We start from the raw sequence: 15,276 nt of genomic DNA, 5'->3' as shown, positions 1-15,276 counted from the left end.
TTCGGGCCTGTGCGCAAGCGATTGCGTGGGACCTTACCCGTCTGGGGGACGTGCCGTGGTGTGCGTGCTGTGTGTCGGGCTGACGACCGTGGACGTGACGCAGCGCGTCGCCGAGTTCCCCGGACCGGGGCTGAAGGTGCAGTCGCTGGGCGTCGAGGTGACCCCGGGCGGTCCGGCGGCGAACGCGGCGCGCGCCGTGGCCGCGCTCGGCCACCGGGCCGTGCTGGTGACCGCCGTGGACGGCGACCTGGGCGGGTTCGCGCGCGAGCGGCTGCACCCGGTGGAGGTGCACTCGGTCGGCGAGGGGCCCGCGGTGAGCGCGGTGGTCGTGCGGGACCGGGACGGGGAGCGCACGGTGGTGTCGCGCAACGCCGTCGACGTGGCGGTGTCCACCGCGGACCCGGCGCTGGTCGCCGGGGCGGACGTGGTGCTCGTGGACGGCCACCTCGGCGCGGCGGCGGTCGCGGTGGCGCGCGAGGCCAGGCGGGTCGGCGTGCCCGTGCTGCTGGACGGCGGGAGCTGGAAACCGGTGCTGGACGAGCTGCTGCCGCTGGTGGACGTGGCGGCGTGCGCCGAGGGCTTCGAGCTGTCCGAGGCGGAGCTGCACGCGCGCGGCGTGCCGCTGGTCGTGCGCACGCGCGGCCCGCGTCCCGTCACCTGGTCGCGAGGTGGTGCGACGGGCTCGCAGGAGGTACCTGTTGTCCAGGTCCGCGACACCAACGGCGCGGGCGACGTGTGGCACGGCGCGCTGGCGGTGGCCCTGGCCCTCGGGCAGGAGGTCGGACCGGCGGTGCGCTGGGCGAACGAGGTCGCGGCGGTGCGCGTGCGGCACGGAGCGGGCGACTGGGTGGAGGGGGTGGGGCGGTGGCGGGACGGTCGGTGAGGTTCGACGAGCTGGTCGACCGGGCGCGGCTGCTGGTCGACACCGGGGAGCGCAGGCTGCTCGGCATCGGCGGCGCGCCCGGGTCGGGCAAGTCGACGCTCGCGCGTCGCCTGGTCGACGCGCTGGGACCGGCGGACGCGGCGCTGGTGGGGATGGACGGCTTCCACCTGGCGCAGCGGGAGCTGGAGCGGCTGGGCATCGCCGGGCGCAAGGGCGCGCCGGACACGTTCGACGTGCCCGGCTACGTCGACCTGCTGGCCAGGCTCAAGGCGCGCGGGCCGGACGTGGTGTACGCGCCGGAGTTCCGCCGCGAGATCGAGGAGCCGGTGGCGTGCGCGGTGCCGGTGGACCCGTCCGTGCCGCTGGTCGTGACCGAGGGCAACTACCTGCTGATGCAGTACGACAGGTGGAAGCACGTGGCGCTGGTGCTCGACGAGGCGTGGTTCCTGGACCTCGACGAGGACCTGCGGGTGGAGCGGCTCGTCGACCGGCACGTCCGGTACGGGCGGTCGGTGGAGGAGGCGCGCGAGCGGGTGCTGCGCGGCAGCGACCACGTCAACGCGCTGATGGTGAACGCGTCGAAGGGCGCGGCCGACCTGCTGATCGGCGAGGTGGTCTAGCCGCCGGCGGGGAGGGAGGCCTCCTCGTCCACGGGCTTCTTCATCTCCTGCCGGTAGCGGTACACGCCGTAGGCCGTGCCGACGACGAAGAACGCGACGCTGACGACGACCGCGACCGTCTCCAGCCACGGCACGGCGGACAGCAGGCCCGCGCCGTAGTAGCCGGCCAGCACCAGCGTCGGCACCCACGCGATCGCGCCGATCGTCGTGGCCAGCATGAACCTGCGCGGGTCCATCCGGGCCGCGCCGGCGATCATCGGGGCCAGCGTGCGCACCCACGGTATCCAGCGGGCCAGCACGACCGCCCAGAACCCGCGCCGGTCCAGGAAGTCCCGGGCCTTGTCGAGGTTCTGCCGGTTCAGCACCTTGCCACCGCGCCGCGCGAGCAGCCTGGTGCCGGTGTGCCGACCGATGTAGTAGCCGATCTGGTTGCCGACGACGGCCACGATCAACGCGGCCAGCGACAGCAGCCAGGCCGACAGTTCGCCGTCGTGCGAGGCGAGCACGACACCGGCGGCGAACAGCAGGGAGTCGCCGGGCAGGAACAGCCCGAAGATGAACGCGCACTCGAAGAAGATGAAGCTCAGCGTGATCAACCACACGGCCGTGGGACCTGCGGAATCGAGTGAGCCGAACGACATGGCTTCGGACGAAGCGGACAACACCACCCGTGCAGGGTACGTGGGACCGCGGCGTCGACCGGGCGACTTGGGGTCAACAGGTGGTGGAACCTTCGGAGTGGTGACCGCGAGGTGGGTGGTGGCTACGCAACGGAGTCGTTGCCTTCGCGTCGAACGGCGTTAGCGTGGGGGGATGGAGTCCCTGCTCGCCGAACTCCGCGCCGCCGTCGGCGCCGGCGCGGTGCTCACCGACGCCGACGTCACCGCGGGCTACCGGCGCGACATGATGCCGCTCGCGCCGCACGGGCAGCCGCTGGCCGTCGTGCTGCCGTCGTCCACCGCGCAGGTCCGGGCCGTGGTGCGGGCGTGCGCGGCGGCCGGGACGCCGATCGTGCCCCGCGGCGCGGGCAGCGGGCTGTCCGGTGCGGCCAACGCGGTCGAGGGCTGCGTGGTGCTGGTCACCACGAAGATGGACGCGATCCTGGAGATCGACCCGGACAACCGGCTCGCCGTGGTCGAACCGGGCGTGGTCAACCTGGACCTGCGCGCCGCCGTGGAGAAGCACGGGCTGTTCTACCCGCCCGACCCGTCGAGCTACGACTGGTGCACGATCGGCGGCAACCTGGCCACCAACGCGGGTGGCCTGTGCTGCGTGAAGTACGGCGTGACCACGGACTCCGTGCTCGGGCTGGAGGTCGTGCTCGCCGACGGCGAGCTGCTGCGGACCGGGCGGCGCACGGTGAAGGGCGTGGCCGGGTACGACCTGACCAAGCTGTTCGTCGGCAGCGAGGGCACGCTCGGCGTGATCACCCGGGCCACCCTGGCGCTGCGCCCGCTGCCGCAGGCCCCGTCGACGCTGGTGGCGACGTTCGGCAGCACGGCGGCGGCGGGCGCGGCGGTCAGCCGGGTGGTGGCCGAGGGCGTCGTGCCGTCGCTGATGGAGATCATGGACCGCACGTCGATCCGGGCGGTCGAGCAGCACCTCAGGACCGACCTGAACGCGGGCGCGGCGCTGCTGCTGTGCCAGTCGGACTCCGGCGGCGAGGCGGCCCGGCGCGAGCTGGCCGCGATCGAGCAGGCGTGCGTCGGCGCGGGCGCGGAGCTGGTGTACGCGACGGACGACCTGGCCGAGGGTCGCGACCTGCTGACCGCGCGGCGGGCCGTGCTCACCGCGCTGGAGGTCTACGGGGCGTGGCTGACCGACGACGTGTGCGTGCCGCGCACGCGGATCGCCGACCTGATCACCGGGTGCGAGCGGATCGCCGCCGAGGTCGGGCTGCGGGTCGCCGTGGTGGGGCACGCCGGCGACGGCAACATGCACCCCACGATCGTCTACGACCCGTCGTCGCAGGACGAGTTCGCGCGGGCGGAGCGGGCGTTCGACGAGATCCTGGGGCTGGGCCTGGCGCTGGGCGGCACGGTCACCGGCGAGCACGGCGTCGGCAAGGTCAAGCGCGAGTGGCTGGCGAAGGAGATCGGCCCGGTCGGCCTCCGGGTCCACCGCGACGTCAAGCGCGCGCTGGACCCGGAGAACCTGTTCAACCCGGGGTCGATGTTCTCGCCCTGACCGGTCGGCCCGGTCGGCCGGTCAGCCGGCCACGGAGAAGAAGTAGTAGGCGTCGTCCACGACCTGTCCGCCGTGCGCGTCGAGGCTCCGGACGACCAGCATGTGGAAGCCCGACCAGGTGGGGGTGTAGGTCACCGACGCCGCGCCGGCGGTGGCGGGCGCGAGGACCGGCGCCGCGCCGTCCACCTCGAAGCTGAACGCCGCCACGGCCGGGTTCGTGGTCCGCAGCTCGAACACACCCGGCACGCCGACCGCGCCGGCGTCCTGTTCCTCCGGGAAGTCCGCGCTGGTCACGGACGTGGAACCGGGGTCGACGACGAAGTACGCGCTGCCCACGCCGGTCGTCACGCCGGCGGCCGTGCGGCCCCGGACGTCCACCCTGTGCGGGTTCACGGCCTCGGTGAGGACGGTGAACCGGACCGTGCCGTCCGGTGCGGCGGGAATCGTCGTCCACGCCCCGCCGTCGAGCCGGTGGTCGTACTCGACGACGCCGGGGATGCGCTCCGACGGCGTCACCAGCACCTCGCGCGGCGTGCCCGCGACCGCCGAGTACGGCGTCGCGGTGACCGACGGCGCGGTCGAGGCGACCCGGAACCCGTAGGTCCGCGCCGGCGAGCGGTTGCCCGCCCGGTCCAGGGCCCACACCTCCAGGCTCTGGGGGCCTTCGACGCCGGGCTTGAGCACCGCGGTGGCCGTGCCGCCGACCGCCGGCACCCGGCCGGCGGTCGCCGCCCCGCGGTACTCGAACTCGGCGACGTCCGCCGAGCCGGTGAACGTGAAGGAGCCCGCGACGTCCCCGCCGCCCGTGCCGGGGAAACCGCCGTCCTCCGGGTAGTCGGTGGACGACACGGTCGGCCGCGGCGGCGGGGTGAAGTCCGTCTCGAACCGGCACGGGGCGCTCATCGGCGACGTGGCGTCGCCGTCGTCCGTCCGCGCGGTCACCTCGTAGGCGCGGTTCTCGGCCAGCGTGCCCGCCGGGAGGGTCCGGCGGAGCTGGCGGGCGGGTGCGCGCTCGACCGTGAACTCCCGTGCCGGCGCGTCGGGTTCGCCGAGGTCGCGCACGAAGAACGTGCCGCTGAGCCAGTTGTCGTCCGGGTCGGTGACGTCCGCCGTCAGCTCGGGGGCCGCTCCGCCGATCACCGAGCCGCACGGCGCGCCGTGCGCGGTGATGCCGGTCGGGGCGCCGGGCGGGCGGTTGAAGTCCAGGTTCACGTGCAGCACGTCGTCGTAGCGGCGGCCGAACGGCACCTGCCACTGCTTGCCCCCGGGCATCCGCAGGGCGAACGTGACCGCGGTGCGGCCCGCGGCGAGGGCGTCGTTCAGGGTCGCGGTGACGTCGAACGCGACGTAGCCCGAGACGCAGGCGGGGGCGCTGCCCGCGTACGGGTGCCGGACCAGCTCACGGGGCTGCCGGGCGAACGTGGGCCGGTCGGCGTCCTCGGTCAGCCACAGCTCGGTCGAGCGGGGGACCGCGCAGTCGTTCGCGGCGGTCTCGGAGACCCAGGCCGTGGCGGTGAACAGGTGCGCGTCGCGGTACGGGGCCAGGTCGACCCGGTAGTACGCCTCGGACACGTGCAGCCGGCCGCCCTGGTCGCGCCAGGCGCCGACGGGGGCGTCGCCGCCGGTGTGGGTCTGGAAGGGCGTGCGCAGGTCCGTGTACGAGAGCGCGGTGGAGGCGACGCTCTCCAACCGGTGACCCGCCTGGGCGGGCGTGGCCCCCACCGGCACGGCGACGGCGGTGACGAGCAGCGTGGCGAGGGCACGCCGGAGCAGCTTCATGCAGACCCCTCATCAGGTGAGGGCGCCGTGTCCGGCGCCCGTCCGGTCCATCGTGGACGGACCGGACGGGCGTTACCGCGTGTCCCGCCGGGCGGGCGCCGCTAGTCGATGCGCCGGATCTGCTGGGTGCGGTCGTCGGCGAAGCGGTGCTCCTCGGCGAAGTCGTCCACGCGCTCGATGACCTGCGTGACGTCCTCGACCTCCTGGGCGAGCAGCGACTTCTTCTCGCGCCGCGCCTTGATCACCTCGATGACGATCGGGACGACCGAGATCAGCACGATCAGGATCAGCATCATCTCGATGTTGTCCCGCACGAACGGGATCTGGCCGAGGAAGTAGCCGAGGACCGTGATGCCGGCGGCCCAGGCGATGCCGCCGATGAAGGAGTAGGTGAAGTACTTGCGGCGGTCCATCCGGCCCACGCCCGCCATCGCGGTGATGAACGTGCGCACGATGGGCACGAACCGGGCCATGACGATCGCCCGCGCGCCGTACTTGTCGAAGAACTCCTCCGTCTTGTCGACGTACTCCTTCTTGAAGATCTTCGACTCGGGCTTGCTGAACAGCGCCGGCCCGGCCCGGTAGCCGATGTAGTAGCCGACGACGTTGCCGAGCATCGCGCACGCCGTGAGCAGCACGCACACCAGCCACAGCGGGTAGTCCAGCAGGCCGGTCGCCACGAACATGCCCGCCGTGAACAGCAGCGAGTCGCCGGGCAGGAAGAACCCGACCAGCAGGCCGCACTCGGCGAAGACGATGAAGCAGAGGCCGACCAGCATGTACGGCCCGAGTCCTGCCAGCAGGACCTGCGGGTCAAGCCAGTCGGGACCGAGGGCGAGGGGCGTGACCGTCACGCGGCCCACCGTACAGGCTCAGCGGAGCGTGATGACCGCCACGACCGCTCCGGCCGCGAGACCCAGCAGCACGGCGAGCAGCAGCACCCACCCCGCGCCGAGGGCGTCCCGGACCGGCCGGGCCGGGACGTGCGGGTGCGCGCCGGAGCTGGTGGCCTGGGCGCGCAGGGCGTCGGTCACCAGCTTCTCGTGGTCCTCGGGCACGGGGCCAGTCTCCCACCGGTCCCGGCGCGGCCGCCCCGGTGTCAGTCCTTGACCCAGGCGCCCCGGCTCATCACGTCGCGCGGCCTGAACTCGGCGTCCAGCACGACGAGGTCGGCGGCCAGGCCCGCGCGCAGCTCGCCGGTCACGTCGGCCAGGCCGAGCAGGCGCGCCGGGCGGGCGGAGGTGGCGGCGACGGCCTCCTCCACGGTCAGGCCGCACGAGGTGACGGCGTTGCGGAAGGCGGCGTCCATGGTGAGCGTGCTGCCCGCCAGGGACGCGCCGCCGGCCAGCGTGGGCACGCCGTCCACCACGCGGACCTCCAGCCCGCCGACGTCGTAGACCCCGTCGCCCACGCCCGCCGCCGCGATGGCGTCGGTGACCAGGACGGTGCGGTCGCGCCCCGCGTGCCGGGCGGCCAGCCGCACCGCCGTCGGGTGCAGGTGGACGAGGTCGCAGATCAGCTCGACGGTGACCCGCTCGTCGTCCAGCAGCGCGCCGATCGGGCCGGGCTCGCGGTGGTGCAGCGGGCGCATGCCGTTGAACAGGTGCGTGGCGACGGTCGCGCCGGCCTCGACGGCCGGGCGGATCTGCGCCTCGGTGGCGTCGGTGTGGCCGATCGCGGCCAGCACGCCCCGGTCGACCAGGTGCCGGACGGCGTCCACGCCGTGCTCCAGCTCCGGGGCGATCGTGACCATCCGGACGGCGTCCCGGCCGGTGGGGACGGCGCCGGCGGCGAGGAGCAGGTCGAGCGCGCCGCGCTCCGGCGGGCACAGGATGGCCGGGTCGTGCGCGCCGCAGCGCGCGGCGGACAGGAACGGACCCTCCAGGTGGATGCCCGCCACCACCCCGTCCTGCACCAGTTCGGTCAGCGCCCGGACCTGGTCGGCGAGCTCCGGCACGGGCCGGGAGACCAGGCTGGCGACGATCGTGGTGGTGCCGTGCCTGCGGTGCGCGTTCGCCGCCCTGGTCACGCGGGCCGGGTCGGCGTTGGTGAACGCCTCGCCGCCGCCGCCGTGGCAGTGGATGTCGACGAAGCCCGGCACCAGCCAGCCCCCGCCCAGGTCGGTCGTCGGGCCGTCCGGCGGCGCCCCGTCGCCGACGGCGGCGATCAGGCCGTCGCGCACCGCGACCCAGCCCCGGTCGAGCACCCCGTCGGGCGTGACGACCCGACCACCGGTCAGGGTCACGTCCACGGGCCCACCCCACGTGCTCATCTGTCCTCCAGCATGTCGATGGCCAGCAGCGCGGCGCCGAGGCACCCGGCCTCGTCGCCCAACGCCGCCGACCGCAGTTCCGGGCGCCGCTGGAACGTGATCAGCTCGTCCAGCCGCTCGCCCAGCGGGTCCGTCAGCAACGGCCCCGCCAGTGCCAGGCCACCGCCCAGCACCACCGCCTCCGGGCCCAGCAGGGCCGCCACCAGCAGGATGCCCCGCGCGAGGGCGTCAACCGCCTCTTCCCAGACCACCGCCGCGTCGGGGTCGCCCGCCTCGAGCAGCCGGGCCACCTCCGCCGCACCGCTCACCTGGCGGTTCGCGCGTTCCGCGTACCGGCGGGCGATGGCGGCGCTGCTCGCGCGCGCCTCGACGCACCCCCTTTGGCCGCAGCCGCACGGGTCGCCGTGGCCGACGTCGACGTGCCCGACCTCGCCGGGCGCCGGTGAGACGCGACCGCCCAGGACGAGCGCGGCGGCGATGCCGGTGCCGATGGGCATGATCACGGCGTCGGTCAGGTCGCGGGCGCTGCCCAGGCGCAGCTCGGCGAGGCCGCCGGCGCGCACGTCGTGGCCGAACGCGGTGGGCAGGCCGGTCGCGGCCTCGACGGCGGCGCGGAACGGGTGGTCGCGCCAGCCGAGGTTGGCGGAGTACACGCCGGTGCCGGCGGCCTCGTCGACGATGCCGGGGACGACCAGGCCGACCGCCTCGACCGGGGGCCCGGCGACCGCGCGCAGCTCGTCCACGAGGGCGACCACGTCCTCGACCACGGCGTCGCCGCCCGGCCTGGTCGGGCGGCGGCGCTGCTCCACCGGGGCGACCCCGTCCGGGGTGCCGGAGACCAGGGCGGCCTTCATCCCGGTCCCGCCGACGTCGACGGCTATTGCGTGTCTGGTGCGCGCCACGAGGGTCGATAGTGCGGCATGCGACGCCATTGGTCTATACCAAGTGCCCAATTGGGGCAGACGGACGCCAAGACTTGACCTTGTCGGATTGTTCAACAACCTGCGGGCGCGCAGGGCCGCCCGACGTGCGGGTGGGATCGCGTCAGCGACCGGCCATGATCTTCTGGAGGGCGTCCAGCGCGCGGCTCGCGGTGCTCTTGACCGTGCCCTTGCTGATGCCGGTGGCCTCGGCGATCTCGGCCTCCGACAGGTCGCCGTAGTAGCGCAGGACCAGCACCTCGCGCTGGCGCGGCGGCAGCTGGGACAGCGCGGCGACGACCGCCTGGTGCTCGGCGGTCAGCATGGCCAGGCTCTCCGCCGACCGGGCGTTCGCCACGTGCGGCGGGGTGTAGTCGCGGGCCGTCTTGCGCCGGCGCAGCACGCTGCGCGAACCGTTCACCACGGCCGTGCGCAGGTAGCCGACGGCGGCCTGCGCGTCCCGCAGGTTGGACCAGTTGCGGTGCAGGCCGGTGAACGCCTCCTGGACCACGTCCTCCGCCGTGGCGGGTTCGTCGACCAGCAGCAGGGCCAGCCGCACGAGCCGCATGCGGTGCTGGCGGTAGAGGTCCTCCAGGGTCAGCGGACCCGCGGGCGCCGGTGCCGCGCCATCCTGGATGCGCAGGTTCGTCAGCGTGTCCTGCACGCGCGCGATGCCACCGCTGTTCTGCTCCGGACCGACCACGGAAAAGACGTTACCGCGTCACGGGGTAGCTTCGGCGCGGCGTCGTGCAACGGAGGGGTGTCCAGTGGCCAGGTTCGCGGTCGAGTTGGTGTTCGGGGACGACCAGGAGGCCCGGTTGGCGGTGCGGCCCGCCCACCGCGAGTACCTGGCCGGGCTGGTCGAGAAGGGCGTCCTGCTCGTGGCGGGTCCGTGGGCGGACCAGACCGGCGCCCTGCTGGTCTACGAGGTGGCCGACGAGGCCGAGCTGCGCGAGGTGCTCGCCGCCGACCCGTACACGCCCGCCGGCGTGGTGGCCGCGACGCGCGTGCACGAGTGGCAGACGCTGACGGGCGCCTGGGCCTAGACCGCCGGCTCGGGACCCGCGGCTCGGGCCCCGGCTCAGGACTCGCCCGCCGGGGGCTTCCCGGCCGCGGTGCCGCCCGGGCCGACCAGGCCCGACGTGTCGTCGGCGGCCATCTCGCGGTCGGCGGCGGCCATCGACTTCGGCGTCTGCCGCGCGACCACGGCCGGGGCGAACGCCCGGAACAGCTTCAGGCCGCCCACCCAGCCGGGGACGTGCACGGCCTTCGACCGCCGCTCGACGGCGCGGACCACGGCCCTGCCCACGTCGGACACCGGGTACTTCCTGCTCGCGAGCCCCGGCATGCCCCGGCGCAGCGGGCCGAACACGGGGTGCTCGTCGGCGCTGTCGACCATGTCCGTGGAGATCCACGAGAAGTACGCGACGCCCACGTCCACGCCGAGGTGGCGGACCTCGGCGCGCAGGCTGTCGGCGAACGCCTCGCAGCCCGCCTTGGCGGCCGAGTACGCCGCGTTGCCGGGGATGTGCACGATCGCCGCCAGCGACGACACCACGAGGCAGTAGCCGCGGCTCGCGACCAGGTGCGGCAGGCACGTGCGCACGGTGCGCCACACGCCGAGCAGGTTGACCTCGACGACCCGCTCGAACGCCGCCCGGTCCATCGACCGGATGAAACCGGTGGCGGCGACGCCCGCGTTGGCCACGAGCACGTCGATGCCGCCGAAGTGCTCGACGACGCCGGCGACGGCGGCCTCCAGGGCGTCCCAGTCGGTGACGTCCGCCTCCCAGGCCCGCCCGCCGCACTGCTCGGCGACCTCGCGCAGCTGCTCGCCCTCCAGGCCGACGAGGGCGACCCTCGCGCCCTTGGCGGCCAGGCGGCGCGCGACCTCCGCGCCGATGCCCCTCGCCGCGCCGGTGATCAGGACGACCTTGCCCGCAACGTCCACGGTGACCTCCTCGGGGTCGGAGGAGGTCACCGTAACGCAACTTACCGCCAGTAAGCTACTGGAGAGTTAAGCTTCACTCGCGGCGGTGAGCGCGTCCCGCTCCGCGGCCGTCAGCTCCAGCGCCAGCGCGGGCAGCAGGGCCTCCAGCTGCTCGGCGCTGCGGGCGCTGGCGATCGGGGCGGCGACCGTCGGCCGGTCCGCGAGCCACGCCAGGGCCACGGCCGCCTGGGTCGTCCCGCGGGCCCCGGCGACCTCGTCCAGTGCCCGCAGGACGCGCAGGCCGCGCTCGTCGAGGTACTTCGACGCCGCCGCCGCGCGCGGGCCTTCGACGGTCGCGCCGGGGCGGTACTTGCCGGTCAGGAAGCCCTTGGCCAGGCCCCAGTACGGCGCGGACGAGAGGCCGGCCGACGCCACGACGTCGCGCAGCGGGCCCTCGTAGGCGCGGTCCACGAGGTTGTAGGGCTGCTGGAGCGCCACGAACGACGCCAGGCCCTCGCGCCGCGACACCTCCAGCGCCGACGCCAGCCGCTCCGCGGTGTAGTTCGACGCCGCGACGTGCCGGACCTTGCCCGCCCGCACGAGCCGGTCGAACGCCGCCAGGGTCTCCTCCTGCGGGGTGCCCGGGTCGTCCCGGTGCGCGTAGTACAGGTCGATGTGGTCGACCCCGAGGCGGCGCAGCGAGTCCTCGGCGGCGCGCTCCACCGTGTCCGCCCCGAGGCCGTCCAGCCCCCGCAGCATGCCCACCTTCGTGGCCACGACGACCTCGTCGCGGTTGCCCCGGGACGCGAGCCACCGGCCGATGACCCGCTCCGACTCGCCGCCGACGTGCCCCTCGGCCCACATCGAGTACGAGTCGGCGGTGTCCACGAAGTTGCCACCCGCCCGGGTGAAGCCGTCCAGCACGGCGAACGACGCTTCCTCGTCGGCGGTCCAGCCGAAGACGTTCCCGCCCAGGCAGAGGCGCGACACGTCCAGGTCGCTGGTTCCCAGTTTCGTCATGCCGCGAACCCAACCGCAGGTGGTCGACTCGCGCCGAACGGGCCAGTCAGGACTAAATCGTGGGAGGACGGGGTTGCTGCTGTTCGAGGGCTGGTTCGCAGGGAGGCGAAATGTCTGTCGAGTTGGGCGGGTACGGCGTGTGGGAGATGGCGCCGCGGTGGGTCGGTGGCGGCGAGCGCGCCCGTGAGCTGGAGGAGCTGGGCTACGGGACGCTCTGGCTCGGCGGGTCGCCCGGGTCGGAGGTGTTCGCCACGGTGGCCGACCTGCTGTCGGCCACCGACAAGCTGGTCGTGGCCACCGGCATCCTGAACGTGTGGGCGACGCCCGCCGCCGAGGTCAACGACGGGTACCGGGAACTGGCCTGGACGGACCGCTTCCTGGTCGGCATCGGCGTCGGGCACCGGGAGATCGTGGGTGAGGTGTACCACAGCCCCTACCAGAAGCTGGTCCACTACCTGGACGAGTTGGACGTGCCGCGCGACCGGCTGGCGCTGGCCGCGCTGGGGCCGAGGGTGCTGCGGCTGGCGGTGGCGCGGACGTCCGTCGCGCACCCCTACCTGGTGACGCCCGAGTACACGGCGCGGGCCCGCGAGACGGTCGGCTCCGGCGCGCTGCTGGCGCCCGAGCAGCACGTGGTGCTGGAGGAGGACCCCGGCACGGCGCGCGGCCTGGGGCGCGAGGCGCTGTCGCCCTACCTGCGACTGCCGAACTACACGCGCAACTGGCTGCGCCACGGGTTCGCCGAGGAGGACCTGCTCGACGGCGGCAGCGACCGCCTGGTGGACGCGCTGGTCGCCTGGGGCCCGGTCGAGCGGGTGGCCGCCCGGCTGCGCGAGCACCGGCTGGCGGGCGCCGACCACGTCGCCGTGCAGGTGGTCGGCGCCTCGCCGGGCCGGGACGCGTACCGCGAGATCGCCGAGGCGCTGCGGTAGCCCGACGGGTCGGACCTAGTCCGACACCTCGACGCCGCGCCAGAACGCGACGTGCCCCTTGATGTTCGCCGCGGCCTCCCCGGGCTCCGCGTAGAACCACGCGGCGTCGGGGTTGTCCCGCCCCCCGACGTGCAGGGTGTAGTAGTTCGCCGTGCCCTTCCACGAGCAGACCGACGTCGTCTCCGACGGCCGGAGGAACTGCATGTGGACGGACTCCGCGGGGAAGTAGTGGTTCCCCTCCACCAGCTCGGTCTTGTCGCTCTCGGCGATGATCTCGCCGTTCCACCGTGCGATCGCCATGCACCCACTATGCCGGTGATCATCTTCGTTCGCCGGGCGGTGCCCGTAGGATGCTGCCGACACCGCGTTCCGGGCACCCGAGGAGGACCCACCGATGCCCATCGCAACCCCCGAGGTCTACGCCGAGATGCTCGACCGCGCGAAGGCGAACGAGTTCGCCTACCCCGCGATCAACGTCACCTCGTCCGAGACCCTCAACGCGGCCCTGCGCGGCTTCGCGGAGGCCGAGAGCGACGGGATCATCCAGGTCTCGACCGGTGGTGCCGAGTTCGCCTCGGGCACCAAGGTCAAGGACATGGTGACCGGCGCGGTTGCGCTGGCGGAGTTCGCGCACGTCGTCGCCGAGAAGTACCCGGTGAACATCGCGCTGCACACCGACCACTGCCCCAAGGACAAGCTGGACGGCTACGTCCGCCCGCTCGTCGCGATCAGCCAGGAGCGCGTGGACAAGGGCCTCAACCCCCTGTTCCAGTCGCACATGTGGGACGGCTCGGCCGTGCCGCTGGACGAGAACCTGAAGATCGCCGCCGAGCTGCTCGACCTCACCGCCAAGGCGAAGATCATCCTCGAGATCGAGGTGGGCGTCGTCGGCGGCGAGGAGGACGGCGTCGCCCACGAGATCAACGAGAAGCTCTACACGTCCCCCGAGGACTACCTCAAGACGGTGGAGGCCCTCGGCGCCGGCGAGAAGGGCCGCTACCTGGTGGCGGCGACCTTCGGCAACGTGCACGGCGTCTACAAGCCGGGCAACGTGAAGCTGCGCCCGGAGATCCTCAAGCAGGGCCAGGACGTGGTGGCCGAGAAGCTCGGCCTGCCGGCCGGCTCGAAGCCGTTCGACCTGGTCTTCCACGGCGGCTCCGGCTCGCTGCTGGAGGAGATCCACGAGGCGCTGACCTACGGCGTCATCAAGATGAACATCGACACGGACACGCAGTACGCGTTCACCCGTCCGATCGTGGGTCACTTCTTCCAGAACTACGACGGCGTGCTCAAGGTGGACGGCGAGGTCGGCAACAAGAAGGCCTACGACCCGCGCTCCTACCTCAAGGCCGCCGAGCAGGGCATGGCCGCCCGCATCGCCCAGGCGTGCGAGCACCTGAAGTCGTCCGGTCGGATGATCGCCGGCTGACCGCTCCCCGCGAACCCCGAACGGCCCCCTCCACGCGGTGTGGAGGGGGCCGTTCGGGGTTCGCGGGCGGGGTCGGGGTGCCGGGGTCGGGCGCGGTCAGGCCGTCACGAGGGGCTTCCGGCGACCCGTCCCACCCGGAACCGGTCCGCCGCCACCCACAGCGCCGCGAGCAGCGCGAACGTCGCGAAGGCCGAGGGGTAGAGGATCGGCGGCGCCGCGTCGAGGGACTGCTGGAGCCAGATGCCCCCGTAGCCGAGGCCGGTGACGGCGGCGGCGCCCAGGACGGCGGCCACCGGCGCCGGCACGCGGCCGAGGTGGGCGGCGTCGACGGCCAGGCCGATCAGGACCAGGAACAGCGGCACGGCGGACAGCGGGAAGTCGGCGCCGGCCAGCAGCGGCCAGATCAGGCAGCGGTAGGCCACGTAACCCGCGGCGACGGCGGTGGCGGCCCAGCGCCTGCCGATCGTGCGGCGGGCGACGAGGAGCACGAGCGCGGCGGCCACCAGGCCCCACACCGGGTAGACCCAGTCCGCGATGGGCAGCGAGAACTGGACGATCGACGCGCGGTCCACCGGGCGGCCGATCTGGTCGGCGGCGAACTGGAGCAGGATCGGCTCGGCGTACGGGTCGCCGCGGTCCCACGAGGCGATCTCCAGGACGCCGTACTCCTGGTGCTGGTTGGGGAACCAGGCGTTCTCCAGGAAGAAGAACCACAGCGCGGCGAGGCCGGGCAGGCGCCACCGGGTGTCCGGGTAGAGCCGCAGCCAGCCGCGGATCGCGCCCGCCAGCATGATCGCGGTGCCCAGGTAGAGCAGGGCGTGCGAGCCGCTCCACGACGTGATGTCCAGGCCGTTGACCCGGTGGTTGATCAGGTCGATCGGCAGCGCGACGAGGAAGACGCCGGTGCCCCACTGCATCAGGCGCAGCGCCGTGCGGTCCGCGCCGTAGCCCGTGTAGGTGTGGAACAGGGTGAGCGCGACGACGATCACGGTGCCCGCCGTGTTGAGCATGTGCGGCGGGGCCAGCTCGTCGCGCAGCCACTTGAAGTGCCACGCCACGTCCCACGACGAGCCGAGCAGCTTGAGCAGCAGGCCGCCCAGCCACAGGTGGTACAGGGCCGCGGCGAGCCGCGGCGGGGTGCCGCGGCCGGGTTCGCCGCGCTCCCAGTACTGGTCGCGGAACTGCGTGACGCGCTCGATGACCCCCGTGTTCACCCGCCCATGATGCGGCCCGGCCGGTGTCGCCGGAAGGGTGCTGTCCCCCGGTTTCATGCTGGTGGTTTCCCCTAGGGGTGAATGTGAGCT

17 protein-coding genes are annotated in these 15,276 nt (G+C 73.7%); 6 read left to right on the top strand and 11 right to left on the bottom strand.

All coding sequences use genetic code 11. The annotated features are described in order from the left end of the window. The first annotated feature begins 64 nt into the window (after window positions 1-64). Window positions 65-883, top strand: coding sequence for a PfkB family carbohydrate kinase (locus CKY47_RS02660; RefSeq protein WP_306743972.1), 819 nt, complete (start codon window positions 65-67; stop codon window positions 881-883). Further along, on the top strand, window positions 880-1,503 hold the full coding sequence (locus tag CKY47_RS02655) for a nucleoside/nucleotide kinase family protein (protein ID WP_306743971.1): 624 nt from the start codon (window positions 880-882) through the stop codon (window positions 1,501-1,503). Before CKY47_RS02660 ends, CKY47_RS02655 begins: the two co-directional genes overlap by 4 nt. Here CKY47_RS02655 and CKY47_RS02650 read toward each other — a convergent pair. Next, a complete protein-coding gene (locus CKY47_RS02650; protein WP_306744528.1) occupies window positions 1,500-2,144 on the bottom strand; it encodes a DedA family protein in 645 nt (214 codons plus the stop codon). The genes CKY47_RS02655 and CKY47_RS02650 overlap by 4 nt on opposite strands. 172 nt (window positions 2,145-2,316) lie before the next feature. Between CKY47_RS02650 and CKY47_RS02645 the strand changes: the two genes are divergently transcribed. Continuing rightward, window positions 2,317-3,690, top strand: coding sequence for an FAD-binding oxidoreductase (locus tag CKY47_RS02645; RefSeq protein ID WP_306743970.1), 1,374 nt, complete (start codon window positions 2,317-2,319; stop codon window positions 3,688-3,690). Window positions 3,691-3,711: 21 nt separating this feature from the next. Here the strand turns inward: CKY47_RS02645 and CKY47_RS02640 are convergent, their stop codons facing one another. The 6 genes from CKY47_RS02640 to CKY47_RS02615 form a co-directional block, all read right to left on the bottom strand. After that, the gene (locus tag CKY47_RS02640) at window positions 3,712-5,469 is read right to left on the bottom strand and encodes a hypothetical protein (protein ID WP_306743969.1); all 1,758 of its coding nucleotides are present in this window, start codon (window positions 5,467-5,469) and stop codon (window positions 3,712-3,714) included. Between the two features lie 101 nt (window positions 5,470-5,570). Next, window positions 5,571-6,332 (bottom strand): DedA family protein, encoded by a 762-nt coding sequence (locus CKY47_RS02635; RefSeq protein ID WP_306743968.1) that lies wholly within the window; start codon window positions 6,330-6,332, stop codon window positions 5,571-5,573. Between the two features lie 9 nt (window positions 6,333-6,341). After that, window positions 6,342-6,527 (bottom strand): hypothetical protein, encoded by a 186-nt coding sequence (locus CKY47_RS02630; RefSeq protein ID WP_306743967.1) that lies wholly within the window; start codon window positions 6,525-6,527, stop codon window positions 6,342-6,344. Window positions 6,528-6,568: 41 nt separating this feature from the next. Next, on the bottom strand, window positions 6,569-7,741 hold the full coding sequence (nagA, locus tag CKY47_RS02625; RefSeq protein WP_306743966.1) for an N-acetylglucosamine-6-phosphate deacetylase: 1,173 nt from the start codon (window positions 7,739-7,741) through the stop codon (window positions 6,569-6,571). Beyond that, complete coding sequence (locus tag CKY47_RS02620) at window positions 7,738-8,595, bottom strand: ROK family protein (protein WP_306744527.1); 858 nt, start codon at window positions 8,593-8,595, stop codon at window positions 7,738-7,740. The genes nagA and CKY47_RS02620 overlap by 4 nt, the downstream gene beginning before the upstream one ends. 190 nt (window positions 8,596-8,785) lie before the next feature. Further along, window positions 8,786-9,364 (bottom strand): SigE family RNA polymerase sigma factor, encoded by a 579-nt coding sequence (locus CKY47_RS02615; RefSeq protein ID WP_306743965.1) that lies wholly within the window; start codon window positions 9,362-9,364, stop codon window positions 8,786-8,788. A 64-nt stretch (window positions 9,365-9,428) separates the two neighbouring features. Here CKY47_RS02615 and CKY47_RS02610 point away from each other — a divergent pair, with 64 nt between their 5' ends. Beyond that, window positions 9,429-9,707, top strand: a complete 279-nt coding sequence (locus CKY47_RS02610; RefSeq protein ID WP_306743964.1) for a YciI family protein — start codon at window positions 9,429-9,431, stop codon at window positions 9,705-9,707. Window positions 9,708-9,742: 35 nt separating this feature from the next. On the opposite strand, the gene CKY47_RS02605 is transcribed toward CKY47_RS02610, so the two are convergent. Together CKY47_RS02605 and CKY47_RS02600 are read right to left on the bottom strand one after the other, a co-directional pair. Then, window positions 9,743-10,642 carry an SDR family oxidoreductase gene (locus CKY47_RS02605; RefSeq protein ID WP_306743963.1) on the bottom strand — a complete coding sequence of 300 codons (900 nt, stop codon included), beginning with the start codon at window positions 10,640-10,642 and terminating at the stop codon, window positions 9,743-9,745. Between the two features lie 36 nt (window positions 10,643-10,678). After that, complete coding sequence (locus CKY47_RS02600) at window positions 10,679-11,611, bottom strand: aldo/keto reductase (RefSeq protein ID WP_306743962.1); 933 nt, start codon at window positions 11,609-11,611, stop codon at window positions 10,679-10,681. Between the two features lie 110 nt (window positions 11,612-11,721). Here CKY47_RS02600 and CKY47_RS02595 point away from each other — a divergent pair, with 110 nt between their 5' ends. Then, window positions 11,722-12,543 (top strand): LLM class F420-dependent oxidoreductase, encoded by an 822-nt coding sequence (locus CKY47_RS02595; protein ID WP_306743961.1) that lies wholly within the window; start codon window positions 11,722-11,724, stop codon window positions 12,541-12,543. Between the two features lie 15 nt (window positions 12,544-12,558). On the opposite strand, the gene CKY47_RS02590 is transcribed toward CKY47_RS02595, so the two are convergent. After that, window positions 12,559-12,843: a DUF427 domain-containing protein gene (locus CKY47_RS02590; RefSeq protein WP_306743960.1), complete on the bottom strand. Its 285-nt coding sequence runs from the start codon at window positions 12,841-12,843 to the stop codon at window positions 12,559-12,561. A gap of 94 nt (window positions 12,844-12,937) precedes the next feature. Here CKY47_RS02590 and fbaA point away from each other — a divergent pair, with 94 nt between their 5' ends. Then, window positions 12,938-13,972: a class II fructose-bisphosphate aldolase gene (gene fbaA / locus CKY47_RS02585; protein ID WP_306743959.1), complete on the top strand. Its 1,035-nt coding sequence runs from the start codon at window positions 12,938-12,940 to the stop codon at window positions 13,970-13,972. 104 nt (window positions 13,973-14,076) lie between these two features. Here fbaA and CKY47_RS02580 read toward each other — a convergent pair whose 3' ends face one another. After that, on the bottom strand, window positions 14,077-15,186 hold the full coding sequence (locus CKY47_RS02580; protein WP_306743958.1) for a hypothetical protein: 1,110 nt from the start codon (window positions 15,184-15,186) through the stop codon (window positions 14,077-14,079). Window positions 15,187-15,276: the final 90 nt, after the last annotated feature.

Origin of the sequence: Saccharothrix longispora (assembly GCF_030852425.1) — a bacterium.
Classification (GTDB): Bacteria; Actinomycetota; Actinomycetes; order Mycobacteriales; family Pseudonocardiaceae; genus Actinosynnema; species Actinosynnema longispora.
This window is presented reverse-complemented; position numbering and strand designations above follow the sequence as displayed.